General features: G+C 48.5%; 3 protein-coding genes, 3 tRNA genes and 7 rRNA genes. All 13 read right to left on the bottom strand.

What is annotated here, in order from left to right; translation table 11 throughout:
• Position 1 precedes the first annotated feature (1 nt).
• The 13 genes from vsple_RS01560 to vsple_RS01500 all read right to left on the bottom strand — a co-directional run bounded on the left by vsple_RS01560 (position 2) and on the right by vsple_RS01500 (position 17,705).
• Positions 2 to 1,554, bottom strand: a 16S ribosomal RNA gene (locus vsple_RS01560).
• Positions 1,555 to 1,897: 343 nt separating this feature from the next.
• Positions 1,898 to 2,013: ribosomal RNA gene (rrf, locus tag vsple_RS01555) — 5S ribosomal RNA — on the bottom strand.
• A 120-nt stretch (positions 2,014 to 2,133) separates the two neighbouring features.
• Positions 2,134 to 5,024: ribosomal RNA gene (locus vsple_RS01550) — 23S ribosomal RNA — on the bottom strand.
• A gap of 312 nt (positions 5,025 to 5,336) precedes the next feature.
• Positions 5,337 to 5,412 (bottom strand) — tRNA-Ala (locus vsple_RS01545).
• A gap of 40 nt (positions 5,413 to 5,452) precedes the next feature.
• Positions 5,453 to 5,529: transfer RNA gene (locus tag vsple_RS01540), tRNA-Ile, on the bottom strand.
• Between the two features lie 66 nt (positions 5,530 to 5,595).
• A 16S ribosomal RNA gene (locus vsple_RS01535) occupies positions 5,596 to 7,148 on the bottom strand.
• 378 nt (positions 7,149 to 7,526) lie between these two features.
• Positions 7,527 to 7,642: ribosomal RNA gene (rrf, locus tag vsple_RS01530) — 5S ribosomal RNA — on the bottom strand.
• 130 nt (positions 7,643 to 7,772) lie between these two features.
• Positions 7,773 to 10,663: ribosomal RNA gene (locus vsple_RS01525) — 23S ribosomal RNA — on the bottom strand.
• 372 nt (positions 10,664 to 11,035) lie between these two features.
• Positions 11,036 to 11,111: transfer RNA gene (locus vsple_RS01520), tRNA-Glu, on the bottom strand.
• Positions 11,112 to 11,179: 68 nt separating this feature from the next.
• A 16S ribosomal RNA gene (locus tag vsple_RS01515) occupies positions 11,180 to 12,732 on the bottom strand.
• The 16S, 23S and 5S rRNA genes sit together here with 3 tRNA genes alongside, the layout of an rRNA operon.
• A gap of 614 nt (positions 12,733 to 13,346) precedes the next feature.
• On the bottom strand, positions 13,347 to 14,123 hold the full coding sequence (locus vsple_RS01510) for a phosphoadenylyl-sulfate reductase (protein WP_150872900.1): 777 nt from the start codon (positions 14,121 to 14,123) through the stop codon (positions 13,347 to 13,349).
• Positions 14,116 to 15,843 (bottom strand): assimilatory sulfite reductase (NADPH) hemoprotein subunit, encoded by a 1,728-nt coding sequence (gene cysI / locus vsple_RS01505; RefSeq protein ID WP_261882484.1) that lies wholly within the window; start codon positions 15,841 to 15,843, stop codon positions 14,116 to 14,118. The genes vsple_RS01510 and cysI overlap by 8 nt, the downstream gene beginning before the upstream one ends.
• Entirely contained in the window at positions 15,843 to 17,705 is a 1,863-nt protein-coding gene (locus tag vsple_RS01500; protein WP_261882483.1) for an assimilatory sulfite reductase (NADPH) flavoprotein subunit, read from the bottom strand. The genes cysI and vsple_RS01500 overlap by 1 nt, the downstream gene beginning before the upstream one ends.
• Positions 17,706 to 17,737: the final 32 nt, after the last annotated feature.

The raw sequence follows: 17,737 nt of genomic DNA, 5'->3' as shown, positions 1-17,737 counted from the left end.
ATAAGGAGGTGATCCAGCCCCAGGTTCCCCTAGGGCTACCTTGTTACGACTTCACCCCAGTCATGAACCACAAAGTGGTGAGCGTCCTCCCGAAGGTTAAACTACCCACTTCTTTTGCAGCCCACTCCCATGGTGTGACGGGCGGTGTGTACAAGGCCCGGGAACGTATTCACCGTAGCATTCTGATCTACGATTACTAGCGATTCCGACTTCATGGAGTCGAGTTGCAGACTCCAATCCGGACTACGACGCACTTTTTGGGATTCGCTCACTCTCGCGAGTTGGCTGCCCTCTGTATGCGCCATTGTAGCACGTGTGTAGCCCTACTCGTAAGGGCCATGATGACTTGACGTCGTCCCCACCTTCCTCCGGTTTATCACCGGCAGTCTCCCTGGAGTTCCCGACATGACTCGCTGGCAAACAAGGATAAGGGTTGCGCTCGTTGCGGGACTTAACCCAACATTTCACAACACGAGCTGACGACAGCCATGCAGCACCTGTCTCAGAGTTCCCGAAGGCACCAATCCATCTCTGGAAAGTTCTCTGGATGTCAAGAGTAGGTAAGGTTCTTCGCGTTGCATCGAATTAAACCACATGCTCCACCGCTTGTGCGGGCCCCCGTCAATTCATTTGAGTTTTAATCTTGCGACCGTACTCCCCAGGCGGTCTACTTAACGCGTTAGCTCCGAAAGCCACGGCTCAAGGCCACAACCTCCAAGTAGACATCGTTTACGGCGTGGACTACCAGGGTATCTAATCCTGTTTGCTCCCCACGCTTTCGCATCTGAGTGTCAGTATCTGTCCAGGGGGCCGCCTTCGCCACTGGTATTCCTTCAGATCTCTACGCATTTCACCGCTACACCTGAAATTCTACCCCCCTCTACAGTACTCTAGTTTGCCAGTTTCAAATGCAGTTCCGAGGTTGAGCCCCGGGCTTTCACATCTGACTTAACAAACCACCTGCATGCGCTTTACGCCCAGTAATTCCGATTAACGCTCGCACCCTCCGTATTACCGCGGCTGCTGGCACGGAGTTAGCCGGTGCTTCTTCTGCAGCTAACGTCAAGAAATGCCGCTATTAACGACACCCCCTTCCTCACTGCTGAAAGTACTTTACAACCCGAAGGCCTTCTTCATACACGCGGCATGGCTGCATCAGGCTTGCGCCCATTGTGCAATATTCCCCACTGCTGCCTCCCGTAGGAGTCTGGACCGTGTCTCAGTTCCAGTGTGGCTGATCATCCTCTCAGACCAGCTAGGGATCGTCGCCTTGGTGAGCCATTACCTCACCAACTAGCTAATCCCACCTAGGCATATCTTGACGCGAGAGGCCCGAAGGTCCCCCTCTTTGGCCCGTAGGCATCATGCGGTATTAGCCATCGTTTCCAATGGTTATCCCCCACATCAAGGCAATTTCCTAGGCATTACTCACCCGTCCGCCGCTCGACGCCGTTATCGTTCCCCGAAGGTTCAGATAACTCGTTTCCGCTCGACTTGCATGTGTTAGGCCTGCCGCCAGCGTTCAATCTGAGCCATGATCAAACTCTTCAATTTAAGATTTTGTCGACTCAATGAATACTGATTCTATCTAACGATAGTGAATTGACTGTGCTAAGACCGAAGTCTTAATTGGTCACTCAGTTCATTGAAATCATTTTGATTCCGAAGAATCTGTTTGCCTTTGCTTTTAAAAGCGAAAACAAACTTAGTGATATTCATCAACGAGTGCCCACACAGATTGATAGGTTTAAATTGTTAAAGAGCTTTGCTATCAACGCCTTAGCGTTGAAGCGGATGCGTATAATACGCGATTGACTCTGTAAGTCAACATAAAACTCTAAGTTTTTTACTTAAAATCCTATGTTGACTCGTCTCATCGAGACAAGTCGAAATTAAAGCCTGGCGATGTCCTACTCTCACATGGGGAAGCCCCACACTACCATCGGCGCTATTGCGTTTCACTTCTGAGTTCGGCATGGAATCAGGTGGGTCCACAACGCTATGGTCGCCAAGCAAATTCTTTCTTCTCTGATTTTCTTTCAGAAAAGTAATCTGGAAAGCTGTTTCTTGTTCTCTTCAAACTCATTCAAGCGTTTGTATGTCTTGAGTCCATCAAAACCCCTTGGGTGTTGTATGGTTAAGCCTCACGGGCAATTAGTACAGGTTAGCTCAACGCCTCACAGCGCTTACACACCCTGCCTATCAACGTTCTAGTCTTGAACAACCCTTTAGGACGCTTAAAGCGCCAGGGAAGACTCATCTCAGGGCTCGCTTCCCGCTTAGATGCTTTCAGCGGTTATCGATTCCGAACTTAGCTACCGGGCAATGCCATTGGCATGACAACCCGAACACCAGAGGTTCGTCCACTCCGGTCCTCTCGTACTAGGAGCAGCCCCCTTCAATCTTCCAACGCCCACGGCAGATAGGGACCGAACTGTCTCACGACGTTCTAAACCCAGCTCGCGTACCACTTTAAATGGCGAACAGCCATACCCTTGGGACCGACTTCAGCCCCAGGATGTGATGAGCCGACATCGAGGTGCCAAACACCGCCGTCGATATGAACTCTTGGGCGGTATCAGCCTGTTATCCCCGGAGTACCTTTTATCCGTTGAGCGATGGCCCTTCCATTCAGAACCACCGGATCACTATGACCTGCTTTCGCACCTGCTCGAATTGTCATTCTCGCAGTCAAGCGGGCTTATGCCATTGCACTAACCTCACGATGTCCAACCGTGATTAGCCCACCTTCGTGCTCCTCCGTTACTCTTTGGGAGGAGACCGCCCCAGTCAAACTACCCACCAGGCACTGTCCGTAATCCCGATTCAGGGACCAACGTTAGAACATCAACACTACAAGGGTGGTATTTCAAGGACGACTCCACCACATCTAGCGACGCGGTTTCAAAGTCTCCCACCTATCCTACACATGTAGGGTCAATGTTCAGTGCCAAGCTGTAGTAAAGGTTCACGGGGTCTTTCCGTCTAGCCGCGGGTACACTGCATCTTCACAGCGATTTCAATTTCACTGAGTCTCGGGTGGAGACAGCGTGGCCATCATTACGCCATTCGTGCAGGTCGGAACTTACCCGACAAGGAATTTCGCTACCTTAGGACCGTTATAGTTACGGCCGCCGTTTACCGGGGCTTCGATCAAGAGCTTCGACCGAAGTCTAACCCCATCAATTAACCTTCCGGCACCGGGCAGGCGTCACACCGTATACGTCATCTTACGATTTTGCACAGTGCTGTGTTTTTAATAAACAGTTGCAGCCACCTGGTATCTGCGACTCTCGTCAGCTCCATCCGCGAGGGACTTCACCGATAAGAGCGTACCTTCTCCCGAAGTTACGGTACCATTTTGCCTAGTTCCTTCACCCGAGTTCTCTCAAGCGCCTTGGTATTCTCTACCCGACCACCTGTGTCGGTTTGGGGTACGATTCCTTACAATCTGAAGCTTAGAGGCTTTTCCTGGAAGCATGGCATCAATGACTTCACCACCGTAGTGGCTCGACATCGTATCTCAGCGTTAAGAAAGTCCGGATTTACCTAAACCTTCCGCCTACGTACTTGAACCTGGACAACCGTCGCCAGGCCCACCTAGCCTTCTCCGTCCCCCCATCGCAATTGTAAGAAGTACGGGAATATTAACCCGTTTCCCATCGACTACGCCTTTCGGCCTCGCCTTAGGGGTCGACTTACCCTGCCCCGATTAACGTTGGACAGGAACCCTTGGTCTTCCGGCGAGGGAGTTTTTCACTCCCTTTATCGTTACTCATGTCAGCATTCGCACTTCTGATACCTCCAGCAGCCCTTACAGACCACCTTCAACGGCTTACAGAACGCTCCCCTACCCCGCACACTAAAGTGTGCAGCCGCAGCTTCGGTGTATAGCTTAGCCCCGTTACATCTTCCGCGCAGGCCGACTCGACCAGTGAGCTATTACGCTTTCTTTAAATGATGGCTGCTTCTAAGCCAACATCCTGGCTGTCTGAGCCTTCCCACATCGTTTCCCACTTAGCTATACTTTGGGACCTTAGCTGGCGGTCTGGGTTGTTTCCCTCTCCACGACGGACGTTAGCACCCGCCGTGTGTCTCCCGGATAGTACTTACTGGTATTCGGAGTTTGCAAAGGGTTGGTAAGTCGGGATGACCCCCTAGCCTTAACAGTGCTCTACCCCCAGTAGTATTCGTCCGAGGCGCTACCTAAATAGCTTTCGGGGAGAACCAGCTATCTCCAGGTTTGATTGGCCTTTCACCCCTAGCCACAAGTCATCCGCTAATTTTTCAACATTAGTCGGTTCGGTCCTCCAGTTGATGTTACTCAACCTTCAACCTGCCCATGGCTAGATCACCTGGTTTCGGGTCTATATCCAGAGACTGAACGCCCAGTTAAGACTCGGTTTCCCTACGGCTCCCCTAAACGGTTAACCTTGCCACTGAATATAAGTCGCTGACCCATTATACAAAAGGTACGCAGTCACACCACGAAGGTGCTCCTACTGCTTGTACGTACACGGTTTCAGGTTCTATTTCACTCCCCTCACAGGGGTTCTTTTCGCCTTTCCCTCACGGTACTGGTTCACTATCGGTCAGTCAGTAGTATTTAGCCTTGGAGGATGGTCCCCCCATATTCAGACAGGATATCACGTGTCCCGCCCTACTCGATTTCACTGATTATGATGTGTCGGTTACGGGGCTATCACCCTTTATTGCGGCACTTTCCAGAGCCTTCACCTGCATCATTAAAAGCTTAAGGGCTAATCCAATTTCGCTCGCCGCTACTTTCGGAATCTCGGTTGATTTCTCTTCCTCGGGGTACTTAGATGTTTCAGTTCCCCCGGTTTGCCTCTTGTTGCTATGTATTCACAACAAGATACTTACTTATGTAAGTGGGTTTCCCCATTCGGAAATCCCAGACTCAAAAGGTTTTTACTACCTAATCTGGGCTTATCGCAAGTTAATACGTCCTTCATCGCCTCTGACTGCCAAGGCATCCACCGTGTACGCTTAGTCACTTAACCATACAACCCGAAGAGGTCTTTATGTATGGTAAACAACCAAGGTTTTTGGTTGTAACAAGAAGGGTTAGTTCTTATTACGTGTTTGCCGGACTCAATGGTGAATCAATGTAAACATTGATTCGAATACAAGACACTTGAATGTGTTTGTGTTGTGTTTACTGTTCTTAATAAATAAGAACAGATAAACATTGAGAACTTTTAATTTGATTTAAATAACTTTGTTATTTAAATCAGTCAGCTTTCCAAATTGTTAAAGAGCAGATTTCTTAATGAAACCATGTTTAAAAGCACTATCGCTAATGCGCTTAAAGATGGTGGAGCTAAGCAGGATCGAACTGCTGACCTCCTGCGTGCAAGGCAGGCGCTCTCCCAGCTGAGCTATAGCCCCAACGAAATCGATATTGACCGCTATCTCTGGGAAAAGATAGTGGTGGGTCTGAGTGGACTTGAACCACCGACCTCCCGCTTATCAGGCGAGCGCTCTAACCAGCTGAGCTACAGACCCAATATCGTCTCTTAACTTTCTAAACCGTATCAATCTGTGTGGACACTTATCGTGAATATCTTCGTATAAGGAGGTGATCCAGCCCCAGGTTCCCCTAGGGCTACCTTGTTACGACTTCACCCCAGTCATGAACCACAAAGTGGTGAGCGTCCTCCCGAAGGTTAAACTACCCACTTCTTTTGCAGCCCACTCCCATGGTGTGACGGGCGGTGTGTACAAGGCCCGGGAACGTATTCACCGTAGCATTCTGATCTACGATTACTAGCGATTCCGACTTCATGGAGTCGAGTTGCAGACTCCAATCCGGACTACGACGCACTTTTTGGGATTCGCTCACTCTCGCGAGTTGGCTGCCCTCTGTATGCGCCATTGTAGCACGTGTGTAGCCCTACTCGTAAGGGCCATGATGACTTGACGTCGTCCCCACCTTCCTCCGGTTTATCACCGGCAGTCTCCCTGGAGTTCCCGACATGACTCGCTGGCAAACAAGGATAAGGGTTGCGCTCGTTGCGGGACTTAACCCAACATTTCACAACACGAGCTGACGACAGCCATGCAGCACCTGTCTCAGAGTTCCCGAAGGCACCAATCCATCTCTGGAAAGTTCTCTGGATGTCAAGAGTAGGTAAGGTTCTTCGCGTTGCATCGAATTAAACCACATGCTCCACCGCTTGTGCGGGCCCCCGTCAATTCATTTGAGTTTTAATCTTGCGACCGTACTCCCCAGGCGGTCTACTTAACGCGTTAGCTCCGAAAGCCACGGCTCAAGGCCACAACCTCCAAGTAGACATCGTTTACGGCGTGGACTACCAGGGTATCTAATCCTGTTTGCTCCCCACGCTTTCGCATCTGAGTGTCAGTATCTGTCCAGGGGGCCGCCTTCGCCACTGGTATTCCTTCAGATCTCTACGCATTTCACCGCTACACCTGAAATTCTACCCCCCTCTACAGTACTCTAGTTTGCCAGTTTCAAATGCAGTTCCGAGGTTGAGCCCCGGGCTTTCACATCTGACTTAACAAACCACCTGCATGCGCTTTACGCCCAGTAATTCCGATTAACGCTCGCACCCTCCGTATTACCGCGGCTGCTGGCACGGAGTTAGCCGGTGCTTCTTCTGCAGCTAACGTCAAGAAATGCCGCTATTAACGACACCCCCTTCCTCACTGCTGAAAGTACTTTACAACCCGAAGGCCTTCTTCATACACGCGGCATGGCTGCATCAGGCTTGCGCCCATTGTGCAATATTCCCCACTGCTGCCTCCCGTAGGAGTCTGGACCGTGTCTCAGTTCCAGTGTGGCTGATCATCCTCTCAGACCAGCTAGGGATCGTCGCCTTGGTGAGCCATTACCTCACCAACTAGCTAATCCCACCTAGGCATATCTTGACGCGAGAGGCCCGAAGGTCCCCCTCTTTGGCCCGTAGGCATCATGCGGTATTAGCCATCGTTTCCAATGGTTATCCCCCACATCAAGGCAATTTCCTAGGCATTACTCACCCGTCCGCCGCTCGACGCCGTTATCGTTCCCCGAAGGTTCAGATAACTCGTTTCCGCTCGACTTGCATGTGTTAGGCCTGCCGCCAGCGTTCAATCTGAGCCATGATCAAACTCTTCAATTTAAGATTTTGTCGACTCAATGAATACTGATTCTATCTAACGATAGTGAATTGACTGTGCTAAGACCGAAGTCTTAATTGGTCACTCAGTTCATTGAAATCATTTTGATTCCGAAGAATCTGTTTGCCTTTGCTTTTAAAAGCGAAAACAAACTTAGTGATATTCATCAACGAGTGCCCACACAGATTGATAGGTTTAAATTGTTAAAGAGCTTTGCTATCAACGCCTTAGCGTTGAAGCGGATGCGTATAATACGCGATTGACTCTGTAAGTCAACATAAAACTCTAAGTTTTTTACTTAAAATCCTATATTGACTCGTCTCATTGAGACAAGTCGAACTTTTTGTCTTCACTTTTCAAAAAAGTGAAAATAAATAGGAGCCTGGCGATGTCCTACTCTCACATGGGGAAGCCCCACACTACCATCGGCGCTATTGCGTTTCACTTCTGAGTTCGGCATGGAATCAGGTGGGTCCACAACGCTATGGTCGCCAAGCAAATTCTTTTATTACTTTCAGCTTTTAAAAAGCTAAAGGTAAAATAATTCGGAAAGCTGTTTCTTGTTCTCTTCAAACTCATTCAAGCGTTTGTATATCTTGAGTCCATCAAAACCCCTTGGGTGTTGTATGGTTAAGCCTCACGGGCAATTAGTACAGGTTAGCTCAACGCCTCACAGCGCTTACACACCCTGCCTATCAACGTTCTAGTCTTGAACAACCCTTTAGGACGCTTAAAGCGCCAGGGAAGACTCATCTCAGGGCTCGCTTCCCGCTTAGATGCTTTCAGCGGTTATCGATTCCGAACTTAGCTACCGGGCAATGCCATTGGCATGACAACCCGAACACCAGAGGTTCGTCCACTCCGGTCCTCTCGTACTAGGAGCAGCCCCCTTCAATCTTCCAACGCCCACGGCAGATAGGGACCGAACTGTCTCACGACGTTCTAAACCCAGCTCGCGTACCACTTTAAATGGCGAACAGCCATACCCTTGGGACCGACTTCAGCCCCAGGATGTGATGAGCCGACATCGAGGTGCCAAACACCGCCGTCGATATGAACTCTTGGGCGGTATCAGCCTGTTATCCCCGGAGTACCTTTTATCCGTTGAGCGATGGCCCTTCCATTCAGAACCACCGGATCACTATGACCTGCTTTCGCACCTGCTCGAATTGTCATTCTCGCAGTCAAGCGGGCTTATGCCATTGCACTAACCTCACGATGTCCAACCGTGATTAGCCCACCTTCGTGCTCCTCCGTTACTCTTTGGGAGGAGACCGCCCCAGTCAAACTACCCACCAGGCACTGTCCGTAATCCCGATTCAGGGACCAACGTTAGAACATCAACACTACAAGGGTGGTATTTCAAGGACGACTCCACCACATCTAGCGACGCGGTTTCAAAGTCTCCCACCTATCCTACACATGTAGGGTCAATGTTCAGTGCCAAGCTGTAGTAAAGGTTCACGGGGTCTTTCCGTCTAGCCGCGGGTACACTGCATCTTCACAGCGATTTCAATTTCACTGAGTCTCGGGTGGAGACAGCGTGGCCATCATTACGCCATTCGTGCAGGTCGGAACTTACCCGACAAGGAATTTCGCTACCTTAGGACCGTTATAGTTACGGCCGCCGTTTACCGGGGCTTCGATCAAGAGCTTCGACCGAAGTCTAACCCCATCAATTAACCTTCCGGCACCGGGCAGGCGTCACACCGTATACGTCATCTTACGATTTTGCACAGTGCTGTGTTTTTAATAAACAGTTGCAGCCACCTGGTATCTGCGACTCTCGTCAGCTCCATCCGCGAGGGACTTCACCGATAAGAGCGTACCTTCTCCCGAAGTTACGGTACCATTTTGCCTAGTTCCTTCACCCGAGTTCTCTCAAGCGCCTTGGTATTCTCTACCCGACCACCTGTGTCGGTTTGGGGTACGATTCCTTACAATCTGAAGCTTAGAGGCTTTTCCTGGAAGCATGGCATCAATGACTTCACCACCGTAGTGGCTCGACATCGTATCTCAGCGTTAAGAAAGTCCGGATTTACCTAAACCTTCCGCCTACGTACTTGAACCTGGACAACCGTCGCCAGGCCCACCTAGCCTTCTCCGTCCCCCCATCGCAATTGTAAGAAGTACGGGAATATTAACCCGTTTCCCATCGACTACGCCTTTCGGCCTCGCCTTAGGGGTCGACTTACCCTGCCCCGATTAACGTTGGACAGGAACCCTTGGTCTTCCGGCGAGGGAGTTTTTCACTCCCTTTATCGTTACTCATGTCAGCATTCGCACTTCTGATACCTCCAGCAGCCCTTACAGACCACCTTCAACGGCTTACAGAACGCTCCCCTACCCCGCACACTAAAGTGTGCAGCCGCAGCTTCGGTGTATAGCTTAGCCCCGTTACATCTTCCGCGCAGGCCGACTCGACCAGTGAGCTATTACGCTTTCTTTAAATGATGGCTGCTTCTAAGCCAACATCCTGGCTGTCTGAGCCTTCCCACATCGTTTCCCACTTAGCTATACTTTGGGACCTTAGCTGGCGGTCTGGGTTGTTTCCCTCTCCACGACGGACGTTAGCACCCGCCGTGTGTCTCCCGGATAGTACTTACTGGTATTCGGAGTTTGCAAAGGGTTGGTAAGTCGGGATGACCCCCTAGCCTTAACAGTGCTCTACCCCCAGTAGTATTCGTCCGAGGCGCTACCTAAATAGCTTTCGGGGAGAACCAGCTATCTCCAGGTTTGATTGGCCTTTCACCCCTAGCCACAAGTCATCCGCTAATTTTTCAACATTAGTCGGTTCGGTCCTCCAGTTGATGTTACTCAACCTTCAACCTGCCCATGGCTAGATCACCTGGTTTCGGGTCTATATCCAGAGACTGAACGCCCAGTTAAGACTCGGTTTCCCTACGGCTCCCCTAAACGGTTAACCTTGCCACTGAATATAAGTCGCTGACCCATTATACAAAAGGTACGCAGTCACACCACGAAGGTGCTCCTACTGCTTGTACGTACACGGTTTCAGGTTCTATTTCACTCCCCTCACAGGGGTTCTTTTCGCCTTTCCCTCACGGTACTGGTTCACTATCGGTCAGTCAGTAGTATTTAGCCTTGGAGGATGGTCCCCCCATATTCAGACAGGATATCACGTGTCCCGCCCTACTCGATTTCACTGATTATGATGTGTCGGTTACGGGGCTATCACCCTTTATTGCGGCACTTTCCAGAGCCTTCACCTGCATCATTAAAAGCTTAAGGGCTAATCCAATTTCGCTCGCCGCTACTTTCGGAATCTCGGTTGATTTCTCTTCCTCGGGGTACTTAGATGTTTCAGTTCCCCCGGTTTGCCTCTTGTTGCTATGTATTCACAACAAGATACTTACTTATGTAAGTGGGTTTCCCCATTCGGAAATCCCAGACTCAAAAGGTTTTTACTACCTAATCTGGGCTTATCGCAAGTTAATACGTCCTTCATCGCCTCTGACTGCCAAGGCATCCACCGTGTACGCTTAGTCACTTAACCATACAACCCGAAGAAGTTTCGAGTTGATGACTGTTTGCTTTCACTTGCTTATTTGATTTCACTTTAAAAAGTGAAGAAAAATGGCAGTAAAGACAAACTAGCAACCAAGGTTTTTGGTTGTAATAAGAAGGGTTAATTCTTATTACATGTTTGCCGGACTCAATGGTGAATCAATGTAAACATTGATTCGAATACAAGACACTTGAATGTGTTTGTGTTGTGTTTACTTCGAAAAGTAAACATTGAGAACTTTTAATTTGATTTAAATAACTCTGTTATTTAAATCAGTCAGCTTTCCAAATTGTTAAAGAGCTAATCACTTCTTAATGAAGTAACCATTTTTAAAAGCACTATTAAAAATGCACTTAAAGATGGTATCCCGTAGGGGAGTCGAACCCCTGTTACCGCCGTGAAAGGGCGGTGTCCTAGGCCTCTAGACGAACGGGACACTAAGATATCTCTTAACTTTCTAAACCGTATCAATCTGTGTGGACACTTATCGTGAACATCTTCGTATAAGGAGGTGATCCAGCCCCAGGTTCCCCTAGGGCTACCTTGTTACGACTTCACCCCAGTCATGAACCACAAAGTGGTGAGCGTCCTCCCGAAGGTTAAACTACCCACTTCTTTTGCAGCCCACTCCCATGGTGTGACGGGCGGTGTGTACAAGGCCCGGGAACGTATTCACCGTAGCATTCTGATCTACGATTACTAGCGATTCCGACTTCATGGAGTCGAGTTGCAGACTCCAATCCGGACTACGACGCACTTTTTGGGATTCGCTCACTCTCGCAAGTTGGCTGCCCTCTGTATGCGCCATTGTAGCACGTGTGTAGCCCTACTCGTAAGGGCCATGATGACTTGACGTCGTCCCCACCTTCCTCCGGTTTATCACCGGCAGTCTCCCTGGAGTTCCCGACATGACTCGCTGGCAAACAAGGATAAGGGTTGCGCTCGTTGCGGGACTTAACCCAACATTTCACAACACGAGCTGACGACAGCCATGCAGCACCTGTCTCAGAGTTCCCGAAGGCACCAATCCATCTCTGGAAAGTTCTCTGGATGTCAAGAGTAGGTAAGGTTCTTCGCGTTGCATCGAATTAAACCACATGCTCCACCGCTTGTGCGGGCCCCCGTCAATTCATTTGAGTTTTAATCTTGCGACCGTACTCCCCAGGCGGTCTACTTAACGCGTTAGCTCCGAAAGCCACGGCTCAAGGCCACAACCTCCAAGTAGACATCGTTTACGGCGTGGACTACCAGGGTATCTAATCCTGTTTGCTCCCCACGCTTTCGCATCTGAGTGTCAGTATCTGTCCAGGGGGCCGCCTTCGCCACTGGTATTCCTTCAGATCTCTACGCATTTCACCGCTACACCTGAAATTCTACCCCCCTCTACAGTACTCTAGTTTGCCAGTTTCAAATGCAGTTCCGAGGTTGAGCCCCGGGCTTTCACATCTGACTTAACAAACCACCTGCATGCGCTTTACGCCCAGTAATTCCGATTAACGCTCGCACCCTCCGTATTACCGCGGCTGCTGGCACGGAGTTAGCCGGTGCTTCTTCTGCAGCTAACGTCAAGAAATGCCGCTATTAACGACACCCCCTTCCTCACTGCTGAAAGTACTTTACAACCCGAAGGCCTTCTTCATACACGCGGCATGGCTGCATCAGGCTTGCGCCCATTGTGCAATATTCCCCACTGCTGCCTCCCGTAGGAGTCTGGACCGTGTCTCAGTTCCAGTGTGGCTGATCATCCTCTCAGACCAGCTAGGGATCGTCGCCTTGGTGAGCCATTACCTCACCAACTAGCTAATCCCACCTAGGCATATCTTGACGCGAGAGGCCCGAAGGTCCCCCTCTTTGGCCCGTAGGCATCATGCGGTATTAGCCATCGTTTCCAATGGTTATCCCCCACATCAAGGCAATTTCCTAGGCATTACTCACCCGTCCGCCGCTCGACGCCGTTATCGTTCCCCGAAGGTTCAGATAACTCGTTTCCGCTCGACTTGCATGTGTTAGGCCTGCCGCCAGCGTTCAATCTGAGCCATGATCAAACTCTTCAATTTAAGATTTTGTCGACTCAATGAATACTGATTCTATCTAACGATAGTGAATTGACTGTGCTAAGACCGAAGTCTTAATTGGTCACTCAGTTCATTGAAATCATTTTGATTCCGAAGAATCTGTTTGCCTTTGCTTTTAAAAGCGAAAACAAACTTAGTGATATTCATCAACGAGTGCCCACACAGATTGATAGGTTTAAATTGTTAAAGAGCTTTTCTTCGTTGTGACTTGCATCACTTCGGAAGAGGCGGCCATTCTAGCGACTTAATTCTCAGTGTCAAACACTTTTTGAAAATTAATTTCTACTTTCTAAAAGTAGAAGCGAAATATCGCTTTAAGCTAGTTGCCGAACTAACATTCTTCGCTGAAGCCTTGTGGCGTCTGCCGTGTCAGTGAGGCGGCATTATAGAGATGTTCCTCACATTGGCAAGCTTTAATTCAAGAAAATTGCAAAAATAACGCTTGAGTGCAGAAATAACATTCAAAGCCATATTTATGCAAGTTTAACCCCAATCGAACTACAAGCTACCCACAGAGTTATCCACAATTGGTAATTTTCATATTCTACAAACATAAAAAAAGCTGCTTAAAAGCAGCTTTTTCAACACAAGATGGACTAAATACCGGAACCGTATTGCTCACCATCGTCTTCATGAAGACCACATTCGCGTTTCAAACCATTAAATCGCGTTTCTTCTTCGGTCATACCCGGCTCCCACTTCTTAGTAGTGTGAGTGTCACCAATGGATAGGTAGCCTTCTTCTCGTAGTGGGTGATAACTCAAACCATGCTCTTCTAAGTAATAATGAACATCTTTATTACTCCAGTCGATGACAGGCAAGAATTTAAACACACCATTTTGAATAGAGAGTATAGGAAGGTTTGCACGAGACTTAGATTGCTCTCTTCTCAACCCCGAGAACCAAACCCCTGCATCAAGCTCATCCAGTGCACGCCTCATTGGCTCGACTTTATTTAGCTTGTTGTACTTTTCTATCCCTTCTAAACCTTGTTCCCACAACTTGCCGTATTGCGCTTCTTGCCAATTCGGGCTCTGTTTCGCTCTAAAGACTTGAAGATTTAATGTCAGTTGCTGACTTAACTCATCAATAAAGCGGTACGTTTCAGGGAAAAGGTAACCAGTGTCCGTCAAGATCACTGGGATGTCCGGTTTCGCTTGGGTCACAAGGTGAAGCATTAACGCCGCTTGAATACCAAAACTAGATGAGACAACGTGATTGCCTTCTAGGTTCTCTAGTGCCCACTTAACTCTTTGTTGAGCGGTTAGCGTCTCTAACTCAGCATTGATTTCTGAAAGACGGAGAATTTGCTCCGTCTTGGTTAATGCAAGCAGATCTGCCAACTTCAATTTGGAAGTCACAGAATTATGCATGTAAATCCCTCTTAGAAATGATCACTTCTTCAATGATGCCAGCGCGAATAGTGAAATCACCGAACCCTTCGCCCTCTTCTCTTTCATTTGCCCAACGAGCCACCAGCTCATCGATCTCTTGAAGGATTTGTGCAGAGGTGATGTTCTCTTTATACATCTTAGGAATTCTAGTACCCGCTCGGTTACCACCTAAATGCATGTTGTAACGACCCGGCGCCTTACCAACGAGACCAAGCTCCGCTAGCATCGCTCGACCACAACCATTTGGACAACCTGTAATACGCAGAATAATGTTGTCATCTTCCGGTAAGCCGTGCTTCTTAAGAATGCCTTCTACATCCGTCACAAACTCAGGAAGGAAACGTTCCGCTTCAGCCATTGCCAATGGACAAGTTGGGAATGCCACACATGCCATTGAGTTTTTACGCTGCTCAGTTACTGCATCGTCCATCAGACCATATTCACGAGCAAGCTTCTCGATTTTGGCTTTTTGACTCTTTGGCACACCTGCAACGATCAAGTTTTGGTTTGCTGTCATGCGGAAATCGCCTTTATGAATCTTAGCGATTTCAGCAACACCTGTTTTTAGAGGCTTACCAGGGAAATCCAGTAGACGGCCATTCTCTATGAACAGTGCTAAGTGGAATTTACCATCGATACCTTCAGACCAACCGATACGATCGCCTCGACCAGTAAACTCATAAGGGCGGCTATCAGAGAACTTCACCCCTGCACGTCTCTCTACTTCAGCTTTAAAGACATCAATACCAACACGGTCTAAGGTGTACTTGGTCTTTGCGTTCTTACGGTTAGAACGGTTACCCCAATCACGTTGTGTTGTTACAACCGCTGCTGCAACATCTAATGTGTTTGCTAGTGGTACAAAACCAAAGTCATCCGCCTTACGTGCATAAGTCGACGTATCACCGTGAGTCATTGCTAGACCACCACCGACAAGCACATTAAAGCCCACCAGCTTGCCGTCTTCTGCAATTGCCACGAAGTTCAAGTCATTAGCGTGCACATCCACATCATTCTGTGGCGGGATCACTACCGTGGTTTTGAATTTACGAGGTAGATAGTTGCTACCTAGAATCGGCTCTTCATCGGTCGTTTCTAGTTTCTCGCCATCTAGCCAGATCTCAGCATAAGCACGCGTTTTTGGTAAAAGGTGCTCACTGATCTTCTTCGCCCACTCGTAAGCCTCTTGATGAAGCTCTGATTCTACAGGGTTGGTCGTACATAGTACGTTACGGTTTACGTCACCCGCTGTCGCGATCGAATCAATCCCAATGCTGTTTAGCGTTTGGTGCATCAACTTGATGTTTGGCTTCAATACACCGTGAAACTGGAACGTTTGACGCGTAGTGAGTCGGATAGAACCATACGAAGTGCTCTCATCCGCGAATTTATCAATTGCTAGCCACTGCTTTGGTGTAATGATGCCACCCGGCATACGTGCACGCAGCATCACATTGTGCAACGGTTCTAGCTTTTGCTTAGCACGCTCGTTACGGATATCACGGTCGTCTTGTTGATACATACCGTGGAAGCGAATCAGTTGGAAGTTGTCCGCCGTAAATCCACCTGTGACGCGATCTTGTAGATCGGCTTCAATGGTGCCACGTAGATGATTACTTTCACGCTTTAAACGTTCGTTGTCTGCTAATGGGCCCAGCACTTGGCCTAATACTTCTTGCTCTATAACTTGCTTGCTCATTAGTACACATCCCTTTGGTAACGTTTCGCTTTACGTAGATCGTTAATATATTCTTCAGCTTGCTCTCGGCTCTGCTTGCCTTGTTCTTGTGCGATTGTAATCAGCGCTTCGTTGACATCTTTTGCCATACGAGTCGCATCACCACATACATAGAGGTAAGCGCCATCTTGTAGCCACTGCCACACTTGCTCAGCTTGCTCGATGAGACGGTCTTGAACATACACCTTCTCTTGCTGGTCGCGACTAAATGCCACATCAAGCTTGGTTAGAGCGCCTGACTTCAAGTACTTCTGCCATTCAACTTGGTATAAAAAGTCTTGAGTGAAGGTACGGTCACCAAAGAACAACCAGCTATTACCTTCAGCATCATTGTTGTCACGCTCTTGAATGAAGCTACGGAATGGTGCGATACCTGTACCCGGGCCAATCATGATGATCGGCGTTGCATCATCTTGAGGAAGTTTGAAGTTATTGTTGTTCTCTACAAACACTTTCACTTCACCGCCCTCTTCTAAGCGCTGAGCTAAGAAGCTTGATGCGCCACCTTGACGAGACTCATCACCTTTTTGGTATTCCACTAAACCTACTGTTAGGTGAACCTCTTCATCAACTTCAGATTGGCTTGATGCAATGGAGTAAAGACGCGGTGTTAGCTTACGTAGCAGACCAAGTAATTCATCAGCGGATAGCTTTGTTTTCTTCTCTGAGAGAACATCAACAACTTGAGTGTTACCTGCGTACTCGCGAAGCTTATCTTTGTCTTCCACCAGCTTAATTAGCTTCTTACTGCCCGATAACTCTGCAAACTTAGTTACGAGTTGTGGATTCGATGCGGTGATCTCATATTTGCTGACTAGAGCACTATGAATAGAAAGACTCTCGCCATCGACATCAACACTCTCTACCCCAGAAAGACCTACTTTCGCTAGAATTTGATTCGCGAGTTCTGAGCTGTTTTCAAACCAAACACCCAATGCGTCACCCGGTTGATAAGTAATACCTGATTCGCCTAAATCGATCTCGATATGACGAACGTCTTTACCTGAATCACGACCGGTGATCTTTTGACTGGTTAATAGTGTTGCTGTGTATGGATTCTGTTTGGTGTAAAGGCTATGACCAGCCGCTTGTTGGCCTACAGGAAGTTGAACCACCTCAGCTTCAGTACCTGAAGAGAGTGCTTCTTTCACTTTCTCAAGTGCTGATGCACGCCACTCTTGTGCTGGCGCTTCGTAATCCACATCTAGATCAACACGATCAATAAATGGCGTCGCGCCGAGTTTAGATAGGAAGCTATCGAAATCTTTACCAGTTTGGCAGAAGAATTCATAACTTGAGTCACCGAGACCGATGACACCGTATTGCAGGTTCGGTAACTTAGGTGCTTTCTTCGATTGGAGAAACTCATGCAGTTCAATCGCGTTATCAGGAGCTTCGCCCTCCCCGTTCGTTGAAGCAACGAAGATAACGTGTGTTTCTTTTGCTAAGTTCTTACCTTTGTAGTCACTCGCGTCGAACAGTTCAACCGCAATGCCTTGTGCTTTTGCTTCAGACTCTAGTGCTTCTGCGACACCCTTTGCGTTACCCGTTTGAGAAGCAAAGATGATGCTTAGCTTACCAGCAGGTTTAGCCGCAACCACAGCCGCTGCTTGAGCAATTGGAGCTGCTGCCGCTGAAGGTTGGTTTTGGCTTACACCCCATAGATAACCACTTACCCAAGCAAGCTGTTGTGGTGAAAGTTCAGAAACACTCTGTTGAAGATGACCTAATTGTTGATCATTTAATGGTGCAGCTAAGCCCGGTAGTTCGTTGCTACCTGCTTGTGCGTTATTCTGTGAAGACTCTTTCTTATTTAAAGACATGGTCACGACATCCCTAATCATTGCGTGACGAT

The sequence above is a fragment of the Vibrio pelagius genome (assembly GCF_024347575.1).
Classification (GTDB): domain Bacteria; phylum Pseudomonadota; class Gammaproteobacteria; order Enterobacterales; family Vibrionaceae; genus Vibrio; species Vibrio pelagius.
This window is presented reverse-complemented; position numbering and strand designations above follow the sequence as displayed.